This is a genomic window from Halobaculum magnesiiphilum (assembly GCF_019823105.1).
GTDB lineage: Archaea > Halobacteriota > Halobacteria > Halobacteriales > Haloferacaceae > Halobaculum > Halobaculum magnesiiphilum.
In genome coordinates, this window is sequence record NZ_CP081959.1 from 1 (window position 1) to 19,164 (window position 19,164).

Annotated in this window: 20 protein-coding genes; 15 read left to right on the forward strand and 5 right to left on the reverse strand. The window is 57.3% G+C overall.

The annotated features are described in order from the left end of the window. Positions 1 to 432: 432 nt before the first annotated feature. Positions 433 to 1,242, forward strand: a complete 810-nt coding sequence (locus K6T50_RS15240; protein WP_225935452.1) for a ParA family protein — start codon at positions 433 to 435, stop codon at positions 1,240 to 1,242. Next, positions 1,235 to 1,705 (forward strand): hypothetical protein, encoded by a 471-nt coding sequence (locus tag K6T50_RS15245; RefSeq protein WP_222609039.1) that lies wholly within the window; start codon positions 1,235 to 1,237, stop codon positions 1,703 to 1,705. Before K6T50_RS15240 ends, K6T50_RS15245 begins: the two co-directional genes overlap by 8 nt. 87 nt (positions 1,706 to 1,792) lie before the next feature. On the opposite strand, the gene K6T50_RS15250 is transcribed toward K6T50_RS15245, so the two are convergent. Both K6T50_RS15250 and K6T50_RS15255 read right to left on the reverse strand, forming a co-directional pair. Further along, the gene (locus K6T50_RS15250) at positions 1,793 to 2,224 is read right to left on the reverse strand and encodes a TRAM domain-containing protein (protein ID WP_222609040.1); all 432 of its coding nucleotides are present in this window, start codon (positions 2,222 to 2,224) and stop codon (positions 1,793 to 1,795) included. Positions 2,225 to 2,566: 342 nt separating this feature from the next. Further along, complete coding sequence (locus K6T50_RS15255; protein WP_222609041.1) at positions 2,567 to 2,959, reverse strand: winged helix-turn-helix domain-containing protein; 393 nt, start codon at positions 2,957 to 2,959, stop codon at positions 2,567 to 2,569. Between the two features lie 112 nt (positions 2,960 to 3,071). Here K6T50_RS15255 and K6T50_RS15260 point away from each other — a divergent pair, with 112 nt between their 5' ends. Further along, positions 3,072 to 3,740 (forward strand): DUF7509 family protein, encoded by a 669-nt coding sequence (locus tag K6T50_RS15260; RefSeq protein ID WP_222609042.1) that lies wholly within the window; start codon positions 3,072 to 3,074, stop codon positions 3,738 to 3,740. A gap of 68 nt (positions 3,741 to 3,808) precedes the next feature. On the opposite strand, the gene K6T50_RS15265 is transcribed toward K6T50_RS15260, so the two are convergent. Continuing rightward, entirely contained in the window at positions 3,809 to 4,771 is a 963-nt protein-coding gene (locus K6T50_RS15265) for a DUF7983 family protein (RefSeq protein ID WP_222609043.1), read from the reverse strand. Positions 4,772 to 4,998: 227 nt separating this feature from the next. Here K6T50_RS15265 and K6T50_RS15270 point away from each other — a divergent pair, with 227 nt between their 5' ends. The 7 genes from K6T50_RS15270 (at position 4,999) to K6T50_RS15300 (ending at position 11,446) form a co-directional block, all read left to right on the forward strand. Continuing rightward, a complete protein-coding gene (locus K6T50_RS15270) occupies positions 4,999 to 5,331 on the forward strand; it encodes a hypothetical protein (RefSeq protein WP_222609044.1) in 333 nt (110 codons plus the stop codon). Continuing rightward, entirely contained in the window at positions 5,324 to 6,115 is a 792-nt protein-coding gene (locus K6T50_RS15275; RefSeq protein WP_222609151.1) for a hypothetical protein, read from the forward strand. Before K6T50_RS15270 ends, K6T50_RS15275 begins: the two co-directional genes overlap by 8 nt. 56 nt (positions 6,116 to 6,171) lie before the next feature. Beyond that, complete coding sequence (locus K6T50_RS15280; protein WP_222609045.1) at positions 6,172 to 7,263, forward strand: tetratricopeptide repeat protein; 1,092 nt, start codon at positions 6,172 to 6,174, stop codon at positions 7,261 to 7,263. A gap of 224 nt (positions 7,264 to 7,487) precedes the next feature. Beyond that, the gene (locus K6T50_RS15285; protein ID WP_222609046.1) at positions 7,488 to 7,844 is read left to right on the forward strand and encodes a calcium-binding protein; all 357 of its coding nucleotides are present in this window, start codon (positions 7,488 to 7,490) and stop codon (positions 7,842 to 7,844) included. A gap of 119 nt (positions 7,845 to 7,963) precedes the next feature. Continuing rightward, positions 7,964 to 9,376 (forward strand): DEAD/DEAH box helicase family protein, encoded by a 1,413-nt coding sequence (locus K6T50_RS15290; RefSeq protein WP_222609047.1) that lies wholly within the window; start codon positions 7,964 to 7,966, stop codon positions 9,374 to 9,376. Beyond that, the gene (locus K6T50_RS15295; protein ID WP_222609048.1) at positions 9,363 to 10,721 is read left to right on the forward strand and encodes a DUF790 family protein; all 1,359 of its coding nucleotides are present in this window, start codon (positions 9,363 to 9,365) and stop codon (positions 10,719 to 10,721) included. The genes K6T50_RS15290 and K6T50_RS15295 overlap by 14 nt, the downstream gene beginning before the upstream one ends. Before the next feature lie 56 nt (positions 10,722 to 10,777). Beyond that, entirely contained in the window at positions 10,778 to 11,446 is a 669-nt protein-coding gene (locus tag K6T50_RS15300; protein WP_222609049.1) for a helix-turn-helix domain-containing protein, read from the forward strand. 174 nt (positions 11,447 to 11,620) lie between these two features. Here K6T50_RS15300 and K6T50_RS15305 read toward each other — a convergent pair whose 3' ends face one another. Next, positions 11,621 to 12,496, reverse strand: a complete 876-nt coding sequence (locus K6T50_RS15305) for a DUF8172 family protein (RefSeq protein WP_222609050.1) — start codon at positions 12,494 to 12,496, stop codon at positions 11,621 to 11,623. Between the two features lie 64 nt (positions 12,497 to 12,560). Beyond that, positions 12,561 to 13,391 (reverse strand): type IV toxin-antitoxin system AbiEi family antitoxin domain-containing protein, encoded by an 831-nt coding sequence (locus K6T50_RS15310; RefSeq protein WP_222609051.1) that lies wholly within the window; start codon positions 13,389 to 13,391, stop codon positions 12,561 to 12,563. A 349-nt stretch (positions 13,392 to 13,740) separates the two neighbouring features. Here K6T50_RS15310 and K6T50_RS15315 point away from each other — a divergent pair, with 349 nt between their 5' ends. From K6T50_RS15315 to K6T50_RS15335, 5 genes are all read left to right on the forward strand, one after another. Next, the gene (locus K6T50_RS15315) at positions 13,741 to 14,100 is read left to right on the forward strand and encodes a hypothetical protein (protein ID WP_222609052.1); all 360 of its coding nucleotides are present in this window, start codon (positions 13,741 to 13,743) and stop codon (positions 14,098 to 14,100) included. A gap of 132 nt (positions 14,101 to 14,232) precedes the next feature. Then, positions 14,233 to 15,972 carry a hypothetical protein gene (locus K6T50_RS15320; RefSeq protein WP_222609053.1) on the forward strand — a complete coding sequence of 580 codons (1,740 nt, stop codon included), beginning with the start codon at positions 14,233 to 14,235 and terminating at the stop codon, positions 15,970 to 15,972. A gap of 268 nt (positions 15,973 to 16,240) precedes the next feature. Continuing rightward, positions 16,241 to 17,368, forward strand: coding sequence for a hypothetical protein (locus tag K6T50_RS15325; RefSeq protein WP_222609054.1), 1,128 nt, complete (start codon positions 16,241 to 16,243; stop codon positions 17,366 to 17,368). Between the two features lie 10 nt (positions 17,369 to 17,378). Further along, positions 17,379 to 18,266, forward strand: coding sequence for a hypothetical protein (locus tag K6T50_RS15330; RefSeq protein ID WP_210423547.1), 888 nt, complete (start codon positions 17,379 to 17,381; stop codon positions 18,264 to 18,266). After that, positions 18,263 to 19,153, forward strand: a complete 891-nt coding sequence (locus K6T50_RS15335) for a hypothetical protein (RefSeq protein ID WP_222609055.1) — start codon at positions 18,263 to 18,265, stop codon at positions 19,151 to 19,153. Before K6T50_RS15330 ends, K6T50_RS15335 begins: the two co-directional genes overlap by 4 nt. Positions 19,154 to 19,164: the final 11 nt, after the last annotated feature.

Below are 19,164 nucleotides of genomic sequence, written 5' to 3' on the forward strand. Positions count from 1 at the left end.
GTGAGACGATCTCGTCTGTCCCACCCAGCTTTTGCACTGAGTCTCGCTGTTCAAGTCAGGGTGGTCGTTCAACAGCTGCAGATTACGTATAATTCGTAATTTACGAAATCTACGAAATAGACGTCTGACACAGATTTATGTGTAATCTCCGTGAATTACGAGATATGCCACCACTGATGTGGAGCGGAAAACGAAGGAAGAGCCCGTTAGTCTCGCAAGAAAGACCTATTCAATTCAGAAGCCGTGATCGTAATGTGCGCAAATTACGTCTAATTCGCGATGGTCGTGATTCTCGTGACTTTCGTCAATTTCGTACAATGCGTGATTTACGCAATTTGCAGAGCTACCACACAATACGGAATATACGTAAATCACGGAATGCACGGACTATGTGTACCCCACGAGCTAGCACATCAATCAACGGTGATCGAGATGGCGAATAGGCTCACAGTTGCGATGCAGAAGGGGGGCGTTGGGAAATCAACCACCACAATCAACGTCTGTGGAGCGCTCGCATACGCAGAAGCGCTCGCCGATGAGAACGATGTCCTGCTCGTCGACGCTGATCCACAGGGGTTCGCCACAATCACACTCGGGTTCCGAGATTATTACGTGAGCGGTGACGCCGTCTCGTTGTACGACCTCATGCTCGATTTCGAGCGGTTTAGTGAGGTTAATGACATTATACAGTCACACGAGGAGTTCGATGTCCTTCCTGCTCACGGGAGTAATTTCAAGCTCGAACGTGAACTCTGGTCGGCAAACCGGTCGCTCGAACGACTCGATATGATCCTTGATGAGGTCGAAAGCGATTACGATTACATGCTAATCGATTCACCACCGAATCTTGGACCACTCGCCGACGGAGCACTTCTCGCGGCAGAAAACGTTCTCTTTGTCTCGCGAGCGGATTCGATCGCAACCTTCTCAATGAATCTCCTCACCCAGGAGATTACCCAGCTCGAACGAGAATTCCAGCGCGATATCGGCATCGTCGGCGCTGTCGTGAACGCAGTGACGAGAAACAAAATCAGCGATGACCGCCTCGACTGGTTTTTGGATAACCTCGGCGAAGAGAACGTCTTCATCGTCCCAGAGACCGTCGCCATCGAAGGGGCGTTCAACCAAGGACATTCAGTATACGAATTCGAGCCATCGAACCGCCACCGCAATCAGAAGGCCGAGGAAGTACGGGAGATCTACGACCGTCTCGCCGATCACGTGGAGGGACACTATGCCTGAAGAGGACGACGACGCCCTTGGACAGATGCTCGGGGATCGAATCAAGGGGACCAAGGGTGACACAGCGGATGAAGAGCGAGACACAGAGGATCTCAGCAATGAGGTTGAAACGGAATCTGCCTCGGGTAGTGATACCAGCGGAGCATCGTCCCCAGACAATGCGGAATCTACGCAAATTACGCAATCTACAGAAGAGTCTTCTGAGGATGACGAAACTGGGAACGGGACAGAGTCAGAGACGGAAGAAGGCACCGTCCGGTCTCGCTCCCCGTTCCCGCTGTACGTGACTCCCGACTTGAAAGAGACTGTGCAGAATCGCTTCGAGAAGTTCAATGCTCAGCGGACACTGAACGATGAGGCTCAAGTCGAGAAACACAAGCACTTCATGGAGGGCTTGTTACGCGCTGGACTCGATCATCCTGAACTAGAAGAGTACGTCCTTGACGAATTCAAAGACGACTGAACACTAACTCGCTGGCTCACAGACCGAGTTTTTCTCTGATACGACTCAATCCCTTCTTCGGACCGATACATGGCCAGAGGTACGTAATCAGAGCGAACGAGAATCAGACGCAACCACACTGGCGAACGCGACGTTCTGTTGCACCTGCTCGATCTCCACGGTCGGCTGCTGGCCGGGTTGGGTATCGGGGACGATCACGACGTAGCCACGGTCGACTTTCGCGATCCCGTCACCCTGGTCACCGACAGTTTCGATTGTCACCTCGCGTACTTCACCCTCCTCAACAGGCGGCTCAGGAGATTCACGCTGACGGTCAGACTGGGCACGATCTGCGGACGCGGACTCGTGCTCATCCTGCTCCGACGTGGGTGCGTCGAAGACAGCGATCCGATACGTTTCTCCGAGAGAGACAGCGTCATAGCTGAGTTCCCCGGACGGAACCTCGAGAACGTATGTCCCGTCCCGCTCGTGAACAGTCGCGCTGAAAACAGAGCGAAGCGAGTCCGGAATTTCGACCATTCGATAGTCTATACCCGGCTAGTAGAAAACTTAACTCCACGGATACGGCATGAGACAGTGACCTCCTGTACTGTCGGTTGTTCAGTCCACCATCTCGGGGTCAAGCCCCGTACATCCGCCTCGGACCGCCTGTGAAGCCACCGTTCTACCACTATTGAACCGTGAAATAATGCGGTCTTGTTCGTACAGCCACATGGGAGCTACAAGCATCGCGTCGAAAGAAATTAACCAACACATCGACTCATCAGACAGTCTGTTGGTTAACGCCGTGAAATACGGTGGTCTCAAAAAGAATTCGAGAGGGTAACTGGATCACCGATCGACAGAGAATCCGACGACAGCCTACGAATAGGCGTCGTTGAACTCCCGTTCACGGCGCATCAGCTCTTCGACACCGTGCTCGAGAATACCCCGCCCCATTGCCGTCGGCCGATAGTACGTGTAAAAGCCCTGGCTGTCAGCGGTCCGTCGCTGGCGCTTGTCGACAAGCCCGACGTCGACCAGTTCGTCGAGATGATAGTGGAAATTGTGGGATTCGACATCGACCGCAGCCTTGAGATCGGCAGCACTCAGTTCGTCGTTGGCGACGAGCGTGCGGAGGATCCGGAACCGCGTCGGGTGGCCGATCGCCTGTTGCATCGCGAGGTACTCCTCGAGCGTCAGCCCGCTCTCTTCGGGAAGCGGCGGGTCCGGCTGACGAACCTCCTCTGTTGACTGGCGATCGGTTTCGGACATTTGGGGGCGCCTCAGGTCTTACGTTGGGACGCCACGTACTTAGTCGTTCTCGACTAGAATATTCCTGAGAACACCGATATTTATATACTACCGTTCCGAATCGACGAGTCGAATGCGGCAACGGATTATCGATGATCTCCCCCGTGCCGCCGGTGATTCAGATGCGCTCGCTCCAGTCCGGCGGGAACAGTTTCTCGTCTATTTGATGGGCCCATATCGGACATTCGACGTCGACGCGCTGCTGCCGGCGGACGCCGATGTCGAAACCGATGCCCCGTCATTTGCGACGTGGGACGAGACCAGCGGCGAGTACGCCGAAGACGAGGTCTTACGGCTCCTGCAGGAAACGCGGGACTGCCTCCGCGACCGCGGATTTAATGCTTTTCTCGCAATCGACGTCGGGATTCCGCTCGACGAGATGGATGCCGCCACACAGAGTATCGCCTTTGCGCAAGCGAGTAATGCAACGATCTTCATCGCTCCACAGGTCGGCGACAACCTCGGTGTCGGGATCGAGATCGGGAGCGTCCTTGAAGATCTTCTGTCGACAGCTGGAATGCAGGGGCCAGCGGCCGATGCAACGCCACCAAAGCGTACGCGACGGGTCATGGTCGCGACCGAACCATCGGTTCGAAGTGCGATGCTTGGCGCCGTCCACGCGCGCTGGGACGCCAGTGTCCGAACGTTCACCGACGCCGCGGACTGTTGTCGGCTCTGCGCACAGTTCTGCACCCACATTCAGAACGAGGAACTCTATGGCTCGCTCGACCGTCTGGACTGATCGGCCTCGCGGTCACCCCGGGAAGACCTCTTCGCCGGAGCTGCTGCGAGAGTCACCCGAGAGCGATCTCATTGTACCTCGGAACCAGTTCGAAAGCTCGTGAGTTCGTCGATTCGATCTTCCAAGTCTTCGATCTCGCTGCGGAGGACATCTGCCTCCTCGCTTTCAGTGGCCGCGAGTCGGTCCTTCAATCCCTGCAATCGCGTCTCTTTCACGTCCTCGTTGACGTCGGCTTTCCTGACGTACGCCCGCTCGTCGATATCGTAAACGTCCTGCTCGTGGAGGTCAGTCACGTCAAGTGCGTCTTCGACCTTGTCCGGGTCGACGCCGAGGACACGATCCTGATCGATACCGGCGTCCTCCAACGCAGCGAGGACCTCTGTGTCGTCCTTCAGTGACTTCGACCGGCGCGAAGTTCGTTGGACGGAGCCGTACTGGGCATGAACTGGCTGGTCGTGATGGACTCGATCAAGGAGGGTATCGGCGATGTCTTTCCGAAGGTTGTTCGCGCCACGTTGCACGTCCGAGAGTAGCGTGTAAAGATCGATGAGTGTCTCCGTATCCAGGGTGTCCATGCTGGTCGGATCGTGGCGTTCTAATTCATCGATCAACAGGAGTGCATCAGCATAGACGCCGACATCCGGCTCAGTTCTATCGTCAGTCTCGGTAGGGGCCTCACCAATCACCTGGGTGGCAGTCGGGGCGTCCGTTTCAACGAGAATCCCAGCGTCTTCGTCAATCTCGAATTGCGGATGAAGCGTTAGCACGGCAGCATAGGGTTCGGCATCCGGGGGAAGCCGGTCAAGCTCAAAGCCGCCGCCCGCATCCTGGACTCGGCGATAGAGCGTTTCGAACTGGTCGCGCTGGAGCGGCTGAGATTCATCCGAGTCCAGAATTTCGATGATGACGCGGTATTCCTGTGTGTCGGTAATACGAAACTGGGTGTGAGAAAGCGGTGTGATGAGAGTGGCCTCCGGAGAACGCTCCTCGGCCGCTTCGAGGAGCGTGTGCCAGTTCTCACTGAACGACATACCGATACTCTCGCTGCTGAGAGCTTAAAATCCCCAGTTCGTCCAGATTGCAGGGTGGACAGAGCTGTCGGCAGAAGCTCGTCATACTGGCGTACATCCCGATAGTGTTCCACTCGCCGCAATCAGCCCTATCATACCGTCAATACGCGTGACCGTGCATCAGCACGGGTGAACGGTCAAAGTCACGCCGTCGGCGCATACTTGTACGAACGGATGGTAAATCGGCTATGACGGATGAGGATGTGCCGGTTCAGCATTGCACGGTGGACGAGCCGGTGGATCTCCCGACAGCACTCGAGAGGGCCGCAATCGAGTATCTAGACGTCGACGACCAGCGGACGATCGTGATCTATCAGCAGGCGATTCTGATGGTTATCGCCAGTGAGGGACGGGCAACGGCAGCGCGGGAATTTGTAGTCGAACTCTGGGAAGAGCCACCGGACGGCCTTCCTCGCGACCCAGATGATCTCGTCACAGCGTTCCTCGATGAACTACTGGCACCAACCGATGCAGTTCGCACTGGGTTCGAAGGACAACAAGATCCCGAAGACAATGACTGAGACAGCCACCACAGACCGTTTCGTCATTGAGGTGAGCCGTGTCGGGACCGTCGATCATATCGTCGATCTGGAAGCCGACCCAGCAAGCGGGCCGTCGTATTCATTTCGACGGGAGTTATCGGGCGAGAAGCTGTGTAATCGAAGCACGCGCTCACCCGCAAGCGAGCACATCGACCTACAGGACTACGCCGACTGGAAAGCGTTCGATAAAACTGCCTTTGAGGGTGATGCACCCGACGAGGTGTGTTCGTATTGCTGGAACGAGGTAGTAGAGAGAATTGAGAGAGTAGAACAACACGCGAGCGGGGACATAGGCGAACGCATCGGAACAGTCGGGTATCGCTTGCGGTGGAAGCAGAAGGGCCGGGCCCGCGAAGAGTGGTACGACATCGTCGTCCGACCCAAGACGACGATGGCAGAACTCGACGCACTTGTCTGCCGGTTCACGACGCTCGATGATCTCCATCTTCGCATGTACGGACTCGAAGACGAGTACCTCGACTCAACACTCAATGTCATCCCGGACCAGCAGTTTACCGAGGTCAGAGACCCATCATACACGAACGCAAGCGAGGTAACGATTGCTGACGTCGCCGACAGTGCGACACTCTGGGACGGCGACAGACTCAGCATGGTCTCCGATTTCGGGACGCCCTCACACTATTACTGCATCGTCAAGGAGGTGTACGATCCAGGGAAGATCGAGAAACTCCTCGAAAAACGTGACCTGATCGTAGCGACCGAGACAGCCGCGATTATCGACGAGAAACGACCCGAACAATAGTCATGAGCAGACGGTTGCCCCGCTCTTTTTCACCACACTTCTCGAACACGCAGCCAATGGCCGACTGCCCGTACTGCGAGCAATCCTTCGCGGACGAATCCGATATCCGCAAACATCTCTATGAAGCCCACGAGTACGACGAACTGGGGCGGATCGACACCAAGCGGGTTGACCAGTACATCGACGACCACGACCTCGAAGAAAGCGACGACGATACCACCCGTGCCCAGCAAGACGCGGACGAAGCGGTACACATGTCCCGGGGGACCGACCGCCATTCGGATGAGCGGTGGGAGTTGCATGACGTACAAGCACTATCGACGGAGGAAATTCGGGACAAGCTTGCCGAGCACGGTATCGATACGACTGAGGAGTCGTTCCGTGACCGTGCGGCCGAGGTTGACTCCGCGATGACCCTCGCCGACCAGTGGGAAACCGACCATGACGACGACGCGTCGGGGTACGATCGAGATTTCATCTGGATGGCAGCTGAAGTCCTCTGGAGCCGGTGGGCACCCGATCTCCCCTATCAGGAGCAGATCTACGACCTGGTACAGGAAGGGCGAGAACTCCGGGAGCAGGGGGACGACGCCGAAGCTTGCCAGCGGTGGCTGACTGCCTGGGAGACCATTATCGCCGTCACGCCGGACGACATCACGACACTCGAGGCCGCTGACGATCACCTCCCGAATGTGCTCTCGCTCGAACCATTCCTGCGGTCGGTCGACAACGACCTTGCCACCCTGGCAGCGGACGATCCGACCTATCACGAGCGACGCCTCGAATTCTGTCGGGAGGTCTGTACCCAGTTTCCGGATGCACCTGACGAGCTACTCCTTGATTTCCGCCACTTCATCGCTGACTCGCTGACAGAGCTAGGACGACTGGACGAGGGCAGAAACGAGTTCGAGACGCTCATTCGAGACTATCCCGAAGATCCCTGGGCGTACAAGAAACTCGCGGATAGCTACTGGCAGGATGAAGCTGACGAGCCAACAGTCGAAGAGTTGGAACGCGCCGCTAAACTGTACCAGCAGGCCCTAGACGCCGAAGGTTCCCTCGAACAGCCATCATCCGTCACTGACCGGATCGACGAACTCGAACGCCGATTGGCTAACATGGACACGTCCCAGGAACAAGAAGAATAGAGGTCTCTGTCGACTGATGCACGCCGTGAGCCGTCGACGTTCGTCATCAGACAATCCCATCCCCAGCTTAACCAACAGTGAACAGATTTGTCGGGCATTCGTTGGTTAACTTCGTCCAGCGACTCGGAGCCGTTCCACGGCTAGAATTGAGCGCGTCCTGCATCGGTCGATAAGTGGTTTCGGCCTCCCCGAATATCTTGAAGTCAGGATGCGTATTGGTCAGCATGACGCGGGTCGAGAAGGACGAGGAGCGGGAAGAGCGCATCAAGATGCGGATCATCGTCGATACTTACAGCCCTGAAGAGCAAGCGTGGGGATGGTACGCGTATCTGGACGACACGATGGACTTCCCGTTCGAAGCACGCTGTGTCACCGAGCGAGAGGAGTCACCGCTAGAGGAAGGCGAAACAGTACGCGTAGTTGGGATGTCCCCGACAGATCCGACTCTCAGCCAGATGTTCGTGACGATAGAGTGGATGGACAGAGAACTTGGCGTGCCACTGGAGCAACTGGAGCCAATCGAAGCCAGTAGTAACACGAACCAAGCGATCGCAGACTGGCAGTACTGGCTCGATCGCTGACAACCGTAACTCCGGAACAATAGAATCATCCGAACCCGTAGAAGGACAGACGCACGCCTCTATGGAACCCGAGAAACCCACATATTGAATCCGGTCGGGGGTCTCTGTCCCAACATCGAATGCGAATCGAATTCGACGACGGCACGCTCCTGCTCCGTAATGCTCCCGACGATGTGCCCTATGCGGAGTGGGACGACCGCGTCGACGAGTACCGCACCCAAGCGTATCGATATCGATCCCTGCTCGAATGGGCCGGCAAGTGGACGGACGGAAACGAGCAGGCAACGTTACAAGAGGGCTTCGCTCACACTCTCGAAGACGCCGCCCGTGCCTATCCCGATCTCGATCTCACGCCAGCACTCCACATCGAACCGCGCGACTACCAGCAGGCCGCACTCAACGCCTGGATCGACCACGATCGGCGAGGGAGTGTCATACTCCCCACGGGCAGCGGGAAGACGTTCCTCGGGCTGCAGGCCATCGCCGACGCTGGCGTCAGCACACTCGTCGTGACGCCGACGATCGACCTGATGAACCAGTGGCACGCCACGCTCACCAATGCCTTCGGCGACCAGCTCACAGAACCAGTCGGCGTCCTCGGCGGTGGCAGCCACGACGTCACCGCGATCACCGTCACTACCTACGACAGCGCCTATCGCTACGTCAACGAATACGGCGATCAGTTCGGCTTGCTCGTCGTCGACGAGGAACACCACCTGCCGGCCCCGACCTACCGGCAGATTCCCGAGATGATGATCGCCCCGTATCGCCTCGGGCTGACCGCCACCTACGAGCGGCCAGACGGCAAGCACGAGCTCCTCGAGGACCTCCTCGGCCCGGTCGTCTATCGGGAGAACGTCGACGAACTCGCCGGCGAATACCTCAGCGAGTACGAAACAATCCACATGTCGGTCGAGCTCACGGCCGACGAGCGCGAGCAGTACGACGAAGAGTATCAGATCTATCGGGACTACGTCGACAGCCACGAGTTCGATCTCTGGAAAGAAGAGGGCTACCAGGAGTTCCTCAAGCGCACCTCCTACGATCCACAGGGGCGGCGGGCGCTCATCGCCAAGCAACGCGCCGAGCGGATCGCCCGCACCGCTGAGAAGAAACTCGACACGCTCGACAATCTCATCAAGCGCCATCACGACGACCGCGCGATTATCTTCACCGCCAACAACGACTTCGCCTACGACATCTCCCAGGAGTTTATCGTCCCCTGTATCACCCACCAGACGAAGACGGACGAACGCACCGAGATTCTCGAGCGGTTCCGGACCGGCGAATACTCGATGCTCGTCACGTCGCAGGTTCTCGACGAGGGGATCGATGTCCCGGCGGCAAACGTCGGGATCATCCTCTCGGGGAGCGCCTCGAAACGACAGTACGCGCAACGGCTCGGCCGCATTCTTCGACCGACGGACGACCGTCAGCCCGCCCGTCTCTACGAAATCATCACCGAGGATACGATGGAAACGTACGTCTCCCAGCGCCGCCGGGAGGGGGTGAGTGCCAGTGCTGACGGCTGACCTCGCACGCTCGCGCACGACCGACGAGACGATCACGCCGCTGTTCATCGGTCCCGACGAGAAGCGCTACCGACAGACCGCTCGAGAACTCATCCAGCTGTTCGAGAACCACCTCGGCGAGCCGAAAGGGAACCTCGAGGACGCGATTGACAAGCTGACCATCGCGGATACCGACTACAAGATCGTCCAGGGCCTCGCGAAGCTCCTCAAAGACGAGTGTGAGTTCGAGGTCGTGGCCGCCGTCGACCCACGTGAGATTCGCCGGCGACTCTTCGAGAAAGCCAACGAGCGCTATCCGATCGTCCGACAGCCGACGCTCGGCGAAGACACACAGAAACTGGAGGTGTACAGCGCGGTCGCTGACGACCTCGGGGTGTCGCTCGAGGAGTGCTATCGAGGGATGTACGCCGATCTCGAAGACAACAAACGACTCGTCCGAATCGGCACGCGGACGGCCGCCCAGTACGCCAGTGATGACGATACGTCGACGTCGACGACCAATCTGACCGGCAGCAGCGATGCGGAGTACGAACACACGGATCTCACCGTGGACTGGTTGTTGACCCGCTACAACCTCGCGCTCGCCCAGGCGGTGCTCTACGATGCGACGGAAATGCGGATTCGGGTCTGGGACCACTTTGGGACGGTATGCAGCTACGTGAAGCTGTTCGGGTTAATGCATCGCATCTATCCGATCGACGCCGATGGCGAGCGTGTCCCGAGTACGGATCAGGCCGCCGGCTATGAGGCAGTACTGGACGGCCCGGCGTCGCTGTTCTCGAAATCACAAAAGTACGGGATTCGCATGGCGAACTTCCTGCCGGCGTTGCCCCTCTGTGACCGCTGGGAGATGGTTGCCGAGATCCTCGTCGACGAGACGACCGGCGCGACGCGACAGTTCGCGCTCGACCACACGGAGGACCTCGATTCACACTACAGTGCCGGCGACCAGTTCGATAGCGATGTCGAGCGGACACTCACCCGGAAGTGGGAGCGAGCGAATACGGATTGGGAGTTGGTGCGGGAAGACGATGTCTTCGATCTGGGTGCCGAGGTGATGATCCCCGACTTCGCAATCGAACATCTCGATGGCAGGCGAGCGATCCTCGAGATCGTCGGCTTCTGGACACCCGAGTATCTGGACGCAAAGCTGGAGAAGATTCGAAAGGTAGAGGCCGACAATTTCGTACTGGCTGTCTCGGAGCAACTGGATTGTGCGAGCGAGGAGTTCGGGAGCGCCGCCGATCGAGTGCTGTGGTTCAAAACTGGAATTCACGTCTACGACGTAGTCGATTTAGCTGAACAATACGCGACAGAGATGCCCCAGAGTGAAGAGCAGGCTTGAAAGATAGTGGGTCCAGTAAGGCTTTTAACTGTTACCGGATTATTGGTAACCACCAGATGTATGAGGTGCTCGACGACACCGCGGCGCAGGTCATCCTCACCATCGAGAGTGGTGACTCCATCCGTCGTGTCGCCCAACACCTCCACACGCCGTACGAGACGGTGAGACAGGCCGTCAATCGGCTGGAAGACGCAGGTTACGTAACCTATGACGACAGCCTCACTGTCGTCGACGAGCGCGTACGCGACGCAGCTCTCCAGCTCGTGGCTGCCAGCGCCGGCGTCAGTCCACCCTCCATCGAGGAAACGTACGTCATCCCACAGTTCGGTGACTGGCCGTTCGCGTTCACTCGGATCGACGCCGTCTACGTGTGGACTCAGGGCGGCTACCAGGTCGGTCGCGAGCCCGACGACTATCCGCTGTTCCTCGCTGTTCGTAAGCAGGACGTCGACGCCTGGGAGGCGTTTTTCGAGTCCTTCGACCTCCCCACCGCATTCGAGCGACAGCCCCGAGACGAGTTGGACGGACCGCTGCAGATCGTCCTCGAGTCACGTGCGTCACTCGACATCGAGCACGTCGAGGGGTACCCAGTGATCCCGAGAGCAGAGACAATCGAGTATATGCGCGAGAACTACGCTCAGTTCCAGTCGGCGCTCGCGATGCTTGACCGGATGTACGAGGATCTCGATCTTGACGTTGCCTACCGTGAAACCGAGCGTACATAGGTAGATACGCAAATCGTGCGAGACTTTATCCGTCGGCAGAGCCAAGATTTGTTTGACCGATGAGTCTGGACGACGCGGTTGAAGAGGCTCTCGCAACATACGGGATGTCGCGGAGCGAAGAAGCCGAGGAGACGGGCCGCACAGTCGCGACGCTCCAAGACTAGCGCACGCCGCTTACTCGAGGGTCCGAATTTTCTCTGCGAACTCCGCTTTAGATAGTCCGGGGGTGTCCATCAGCTCGGGGTTGTCGGTGCGTTCAACCGCCTCTTCGACGAATTCGATCCAGAGCTCCTCGTGCGCTGTTGCGTAGACTGTTTTCGCTTCTGCGGGATACATATCCAACTCGTATGCCGTCAGGTCAATCTGGACCTCGTGTTTCCGTTCAAGCGTTGTCGCTCCGAAATCAGAGAGATGTTTGAGGAGCACATTCTTCCGACGAACCGTCAAGAGACGCTTTGACTCGTTAATATATTCGTTTACCCACTCCCGCCAGTCGTATGTCTCTGAGTCGATTTCCACGGAGGTCTCTGGCATCGAGAAATCGGGAGCAATCCGACGGAGGTAGAACTGAACCAGGGCAACAGCAGTCCGATGGTTCGCATTCGGAAGCGCGTGTTTGAGAATGAGATTTGAGGCGAGACGGCCTGCAACATCAGTCGCGTTACCCTCCCACGACACCCGGTTTAGCGCGTCTGGGAGTGCATCGATGTCGATGTTCTTGTACGCTTCAACAGGAACTCCTTCTTCTTCCTCGTTCTGGGCTATGAGCGCTTGATAGATCTCGAGGAGCCGGGCAACGATGGTACCGTTATCAGCACCCATCTCTGAGAGTGCTTCGCCAAGATCGAATTCGAGATCGCCGACGTCCCCACCACTGACGCGAGACGTATAGATACCGAAGAACTCGCTGTCAAGATCGTACTTGCGAACCTTCACCGCCACGTCATCGTCGTACTCGACAATCCTGGCAACGATTTCTGATGGAGCCTCGTGGACAAAATCAAGAGAGAACTGATTGTCGCCCGGATGGTGATAATAGACGTGACCCATCTACCTGATTCGCTGTACTTGGAGGAGCATCTTAATTCACGCTACCTTTCGGACCGCCCTGGCATCAGGATTCCATCGAATCGAGTCTCTCCCAGTCGACGTTGATTCGGAGGCGATACTCTCTGTCGTAACTTCCCTGCTTGCCTCGCGTTGGGTCGAGCAGCGAGTACCCACTTGTGAATGACTCGAGGAGCGTCTCACGCGTCGGGAGGTCGATACCCAGCTGGTCTGCCAGGTAGACGATCCGCTTGGTCGCAGCGCCATTGTCGAGTCGCTGGAGGTACTCACCGACCGTCGTCCACGAACAGTCCCGATCGTCCGCGGCGACCATCGCCTGTGCGAGTTCCCGGGTTCCACCACCGAACTCGGAGTGGTCGGCACAATCAACGAGCGTCTTTTCCACGTCTGCGACGTTCACGGTGGTGCCCTCGATAGACGTCGGCTCATAGCCGAAGAATTTGCGCTTGGTGACCGTCACGACGCGATAGGGGACGCCGTGGATCTCCCGACTCTGTGCCCGGGAGGGGGTGACGACGTACACCGTCCGGGGCACTTGTTCGGTCAGCCCGTGGTGGTCAAGGGCGGTGTAGTAGCCGACGTACATGGGCTCGGCAACGTGCGAGGCGATGAGATACTCGTGCGTCGTATACAGACCCTCTTCACCGGCCGCGAGCGGGATGATGAGGTATCGACCGGGGAACAGTCGGTCCAGCCATCCTTTCTCAGTGAGCCGGGAGGCGATCTCTCGGGCGGTGTTCGGGGCGACCTCTAGGGTCGTCTCGATGTCGTCGACGGAGATGATCTGGTTGCCCGCGCCGGCGAGTTGTGAGAGAAGTCGGCTCTCACGGGTGGACAGTCCTTGGCGTATATTTTGCGTGTCTTGTGAGTCGTTCATCCCTGCACTTTAGACATAGACTATGAAAACGAGCGGGGCTTCAACATTGCTCATCCGCAATTTGGCTGGATAGAAGGCTTTCGCAGAAGAATAATCTGAGACAGTCAGTACTGCTCGACGTCGATAACTTGTTTCGTCTCCCCATAAGCGAGATCCCCATCCCCGGAGACGACTGGCGCGTCTTACTTTGGTGTCTGGCTCAACGGGCAGAAGCCGGACTGAGATGACCTGTAGGCCGATGGGGCTTCAGTCAGAACGTCATTCTATTCGTTCGAGTATGGATCTCGTCTTCACGGCGCTTCTACAGAGGATGATTTAATTACGCACAGCGAACCATTACACAAGCAAAATGTCGAATTCAACTGACCCTGCTGCCGTGGCTCGCGATATTGAAACCGGTGACAAGGTACGATTCCATTTTGACGGGAGCTTCAGTACGCACCAGTATCAACCAAGCTCTCCGTTTGAAACTGAAGTCTCGCTATCGTTGTCTCTCCCTGACAGCGAAACAGAGAACCCGACGACTCGAATTGATGTTCAACCACCAGCTGGCGACCAGAAAGCTGACACCTACTTTTTTGAGCTTATCACACCCGCTACCAAGGATTCATTCGTCACTCCGCTCCGAGCGGAAAAGAAGGAAGACGGGCACAAATCTGAGTGGGGAATCAACGGCATCGAGCGGCTTGAGAACCTCTCCCAGCCATAATCCTGTTGCTCAATCCTTGGGCTGACGAGGTTCTCTCGATATCTTACCAAATCTTGGGGACAAAATAGCACAAATTGTTTGGTAAGAGCAGGAAGCGTTGGTTTATCGGATTACCATCTCAATCAGTCGATAATGGACGTGAATGAGGACCCTCCCTTTGTGAATTCTCCTGAACATCTCGACTCCTCTGAAGTCCATCGCCAAGATGAGAAACTCCAACGCGGGAATCACTCCCTCGCCCACTCCGACCACGATGAGATTATCTCTTCTCTCCTTCAGACGATTCGCACGAATGGGACTCGCCGGACGCTAACACAGTTCTATGTCCACAATCTCCTTCGGATGAGTCTATTGCGGCACGGAGATCAAAGTCGCGCAACATCGAACCCGACTGGCCTAGAGCTCTCACCGGAGCAAGATCCTGGTCTCCCACCACGACTCGTCCAGTTCGGCGTCGGAATTACCCTCGAGACGGATACTGAAACGACCGATCCACAGTCGTTTGAGCAGATTGCGACATATCTCCTCGAACTCAAGAACTGGTACGCTCGGCAGGGTAGCTCACACCTTCCGCTCGACTCACCGATGGCGGATCCGTACTTCGGGATGGTGTGGCGTGAACTCACGACCCTGCGTCACGCAGATGGTTTTCAGATGCTCGAAAAAGCGTACCGGGCATACAAACCCTGGGAGCAGGAGATGGAGGAACTTCTCGGCTTTTCCATCGAGGATGCCGTCTACTATACCCGTGAACTCACGGATTGGATTACACCGAGATTAGAGGGACAGGATACGGAGGTCGCGAGGTGGTCGCCGTCACTGCTAGATTTCTCTCAGAAAGCGATTGAACTCACGGACGAGGCGGTTTGGGTGTCCGAAGAGACTCTTGTGGACTGGTGCGACGACAGCCCACGTTTCCAGAACTTCCTCGAACGGCTGGTCGTCGAACCGGGCACTGCTTCCGGATTTCGCACGCCGGTAGATGTGAATCCACTAGAGCGAGCGCCGTTCATTCGAACTGGTGATGAGTTCCTGCTTCCGCTTCCCCGTACCGTTCTCTATGCTCTCGCCAACACCTTCTACTACGATTTGATCGATTCGGAGTACCAGGGCGAATTTCAGCTACGGTTCGGTGATTGGCTCGAGGAGTGGACTGGGGACTGTCTCTCGAAGGTCTTCTCGAAAGACGATATCATCCGGAACTACACCTATGAGTACGACGGTGAGGAAGTAGAGGGTGATATACTGATCCTCCACGACGATGAACCCGTCATAATCGAATGCAAGGGGAAGAAGCTCCGCGCGGAGACTCGGAAAGGAAACTTCGGGGGCATCGACGCGATCAAGGAAGACATCGAACGAGGGATCGGAGACGCGTACCACCAGGCTGATCGGCTGGTGACGGGCGTTCAATCCGGCCAGATTACTGAGATCGAAACGTCGGATGGGACGACGATCTGCTTGGAACCCTCCACTCTTGAGGATGCACATCGGTGGCTTGTACTTGGAGAATCGTATGGGTCAATCGCGACTCGTGACTTCGCGAAAATACTCGATATTACGCCTGTTCCGTACGTCTGCGATATCTATGACCTGCAGGTACTTGCCGAGGTCCTTGAGTCTCCCGAGCGACTTCTCCACTACGTCCGGCAACGAACTCGGCAAACGACGGTTCAACTCCGTCGTCCGGGTACTCAGTACGTGAACTCGAAAACGTTCAGTTCTGATGAGATCGACTACCTAGCCGTCTACAAGCGCAATGGCTGGGAGTTCCCGCCGGGTGCTCGACGCATCACAGGGGCTGGAGACAACCTTCGAGAAGACGCCATCGATTCGATAATGGACAGCGGGGAGTTTCAATTCACATTCTGATTGCTTGGCCTCAACGATCTGGTGTTGGGTGTGTCTTACCAAACTGCTGTTCAGTACCCGCCGCTAATGTTTGGTAAGAAACGGGTGGATTTCCAGGAGAAGCCTCGGAAATGGTAGAGGTAGCAAAGCATCTGGCACACCGGAATGGTAGTATCAAGGGCCATCTTACGTACTCACACAAACCCATACAGACCCACGAAAACTATAAATACTCATAGAATATGGTAATGGGTACGAGGGGATACAAAGGGTGAATATCGTAATAGACGTGCCCGATTCACTCGTCGGCCGGATGAAACGCGCTGTCGCTGCGGGCAACTACGATGACCCGCAGGAGTTCGTTCGGACGGCGATCGAGAATCAAATCCAGATCGAAGAGGAGGAGATTTCCCAGGAGGTCAAATCACTCGACGAAGCCCTCAATTCTGTAGACCCAGAGTCGGAAATAGAAGCAGCGCCTGAGGGCACCCAGCCCGACGATTCGACTCACGAACAGGCGCAAGAGCGACAGTCTGACGATGCTCCGCCGGCTGATCGGACGAACGAGACAACGCTGTCGCTGGCTCGACGCCAGTACGACGACATTCCGACGGTTGCACCGCCCGACGAGTCGCGGTTGGACAAAGGTCCTCTCTGGGGACAGTACAATCGTATTTTCCCCGTCAAGCTGGTCGTTCGGGGATTAGCGAATGCTTTGCTGGACTCGTCCGAGGAGGGGCTCCCCGACGGTCCGTGGCTTGATCTCCAGCCGTTTCAGCGACGCGCCGCGAGGACGGCTCGGAAGATCGGGACTGAAATCGCAACACACGACGAGCGAGCGGGGCGCAAACGAGGTGAGAAACTCGCTGCCGCGTTGCCCACGGGTGATGATCCCGACAAATCGATGGATCGATTCGAGACGCATTTCATTGGACGCGTCGAGCACGACGATGAATTAACCGGGGCACTACCGCACCTGTCCTTCGTCGACATCGTTCGAGAAAGCCCTCAGCAGATCGGGCTCACGGACGCTGGCCAGGAATTTGCAAGCCTCTCGAACCCACTTCTCGATGACGGCGTCGACGCCGACACGTCTCTCTCACAGGAGGAGCAGGAGTTCTACATCTCGCACGTACGGGGCGTGCGAGAAGAAGAATACACGGCGATGCAAAAGGTCGCTCAAGCAATCGAAGAGGGAGACAACCGGCCAACGTCGCTGACCGAGCGGGTGGCTTATCTGAATCCGGAGTGGTCGAATTCGCAGGCTGAGACGATTCGCTCTGGCCTCACGAGTCGAATGTACGAGCTGGGGCTGGTCGACCGGAGCCAGGTCGGTCAGCGAGGTATTGCCTATGAACTAACAGCTGCCGGCGAGACGTTCCGATCCAACGACACGGAATCCACACAACCTCAATAGACTAACACCAATGGCCGATAACGAGACATCCACTCCCGAATCGACGATCGACGCGCTGAGTCCTGGTGATGAGTGGCCGTTCCACTATCGTGGCTACGGGCTGAGCATAAACCAGGACGGCGACATCTGGTGGCAGGCGTATAACGGAACTGACCGTTTCGACCTGGAGCCGGTACCATCCGGCCTCGTCACCGAGCTCCTTGAGCTGAAACGGAGCGGCGGCGCGCTACGGGTGACCGAAGGCGGAGCCGTTATCACGCGAATCGAGACCGGAGACGGCAGTTCGGACGCGTACAAGACCGTGTACGTCGGTCAAATGGACCTCGATGGTCGACTCGTTCCCCGTGATGAACCGGGGCACGCCGTCCCGATCAGTCCGAACGGACTCGATCCCGGCGACCTCTGGAAGAGCGTCTATGATGGAGCGACGTACTCGTTCAGTGGCGAGCGGTTCTGGTGGCAGGACGGCGAAACGAAGCTTCGGCACTCATTTGCCGATACGTTGCCCCGGGAGATCACCGACGAGCTGAAACGGCTTCGGATGAACGGCGGTCGGTTCGTGATCACGCCCTGTGGTGACGTCGTCACGCAGATCCCCAACGAGAAAACGCCTCCCGACATCCGAGCGCAATTCCGGGAGCTGTCTCGCCCGGTGAAACGGTTCCTCCAGCTTCGGCGCGACCGCGGCAACGTCGATATGGTCCCCGTCTACGTTGGCCATCTCTCCGCTGACGAGCGGCCGATCGAAGTCGAGGAGCCGACCCGGCTGACCGATCCGCTCTCCGAACAGGAGGAAGCCTCGTTAGAGGCCTGGGTCGCCGCGATGGGATCCTACGAGGAGAGCGACCTCTCGGAAGACGACCACCGCCGCGACGATCGAGGAGAGGGATCACGATGAGCGCCGATGGAAACGGGTCGCTCAGACAGGAGCCGACCCAGGTCCCGACCGTCAACCGGCGACAGCTGACGGTTGAGCCGGGGCATCCGTGGCCCTCCGCATATCGCGGTTCGAAATACAGTCTCGTTTCGTCCCGGAAGTTCGGTGATGTGGCCCAGTGGAGTCACATGGGCGACATCCAGGCGATGACCGAACGGCCGCGCGGACTCAAAACTGCCCTCACCGAACTCGGGAAAACCAACGGGCGTGGGAGCTTTCGGCTGACCGCTACCGGGGAAGTGCTCACAAAAGTCCCAGCTGGCCAGTATCAACGGACTTCGCAGGCCCGTGCTAACCGTGGTCATATCCCCGTTTATGTCGGCAAGCTCGATGGCGACTTTGATTTCGAGGAGATCTCCAACGATCCTACGCCGCCCAGCAACACGAACGCCGTAGAAATCTGGACGGGCCTCCCGTTCAATCACGGCGAGACCTGGGCGGTTTGTACAGACGATGTGCTCCGTTGGAGCTGGCAGGACTACCGCTTTGAATCGGCCTTTGATCATCCGGAACTTGTTGCGGCGTACAAATCTCTCCGTCCAGAAGGCGGGCGGATTTATATTAACGAACACGGTCACATCTGGGGGAATGTCGATCGCGATACAGTCCCCTCAAGCGAACGGGGACGGATCCGCGACGCTTTCGACGAGTGGGAACGAACGGCGTCGAATGCTGAACGCCGACTTGTAACTCGTCGACTGAACCGTACTGAGAGTGAGGCCGCTGCGAACGGTCTCCTCCCCGTGTATCTCGGTCATATTTCACAGTTCGACGGAGGGATCGTTCCGAAACCAGTGGTCACTGACAACAGCTACTTCGGAGACAGTGCGATGGACCCGGATCAGTAGCGCACCCTCAA

What these genes read in the sequence shown, in the direction of transcription:
- K6T50_RS15240 (WP_225935452.1), top strand. Translation starts at nt 433, where the DNA reads ATGGCGAATAGGCTCACAGTTGCGATGCAGAAGGGGGGCGTTGGGAAA.
- K6T50_RS15245 (WP_222609039.1), top strand. Translation starts at nt 1,235, where the DNA reads ATGCCTGAAGAGGACGACGACGCCCTTGGACAGATGCTCGGGGATCGA.
- K6T50_RS15250 (WP_222609040.1), bottom strand. Translation starts at nt 2,224, where the DNA reads ATGGTCGAAATTCCGGACTCGCTTCGCTCTGTTTTCAGCGCGACTGTT.
- K6T50_RS15255 (WP_222609041.1), bottom strand. Translation starts at nt 2,959, where the DNA reads ATGTCCGAAACCGATCGCCAGTCAACAGAGGAGGTTCGTCAGCCGGAC.
- K6T50_RS15260 (WP_222609042.1), top strand. Translation starts at nt 3,072, where the DNA reads ATGCGGCAACGGATTATCGATGATCTCCCCCGTGCCGCCGGTGATTCA.
- K6T50_RS15265 (WP_222609043.1), bottom strand. Translation starts at nt 4,771, where the DNA reads ATGTCGTTCAGTGAGAACTGGCACACGCTCCTCGAAGCGGCCGAGGAG.
- K6T50_RS15270 (WP_222609044.1), top strand. Translation starts at nt 4,999, where the DNA reads ATGACGGATGAGGATGTGCCGGTTCAGCATTGCACGGTGGACGAGCCG.
- K6T50_RS15275 (WP_222609151.1), top strand. Translation starts at nt 5,324, where the DNA reads ATGACTGAGACAGCCACCACAGACCGTTTCGTCATTGAGGTGAGCCGT.
- K6T50_RS15280 (WP_222609045.1), top strand. Translation starts at nt 6,172, where the DNA reads ATGGCCGACTGCCCGTACTGCGAGCAATCCTTCGCGGACGAATCCGAT.
- K6T50_RS15285 (WP_222609046.1), top strand. Translation starts at nt 7,488, where the DNA reads ATGACGCGGGTCGAGAAGGACGAGGAGCGGGAAGAGCGCATCAAGATG.
- K6T50_RS15290 (WP_222609047.1), top strand. Translation starts at nt 7,964, where the DNA reads ATGCGAATCGAATTCGACGACGGCACGCTCCTGCTCCGTAATGCTCCC.
- K6T50_RS15300 (WP_222609049.1), top strand. Translation starts at nt 10,778, where the DNA reads ATGTATGAGGTGCTCGACGACACCGCGGCGCAGGTCATCCTCACCATC.
- K6T50_RS15305 (WP_222609050.1), bottom strand. Translation starts at nt 12,496, where the DNA reads ATGGGTCACGTCTATTATCACCATCCGGGCGACAATCAGTTCTCTCTT.
- K6T50_RS15310 (WP_222609051.1), bottom strand. Translation starts at nt 13,391, where the DNA reads ATGAACGACTCACAAGACACGCAAAATATACGCCAAGGACTGTCCACC.
- K6T50_RS15315 (WP_222609052.1), top strand. Translation starts at nt 13,741, where the DNA reads ATGTCGAATTCAACTGACCCTGCTGCCGTGGCTCGCGATATTGAAACC.
- K6T50_RS15320 (WP_222609053.1), top strand. Translation starts at nt 14,233, where the DNA reads ATGGACGTGAATGAGGACCCTCCCTTTGTGAATTCTCCTGAACATCTC.
- K6T50_RS15330 (WP_210423547.1), top strand. Translation starts at nt 17,379, where the DNA reads ATGGCCGATAACGAGACATCCACTCCCGAATCGACGATCGACGCGCTG.
- K6T50_RS15335 (WP_222609055.1), top strand. Translation starts at nt 18,263, where the DNA reads ATGAGCGCCGATGGAAACGGGTCGCTCAGACAGGAGCCGACCCAGGTC.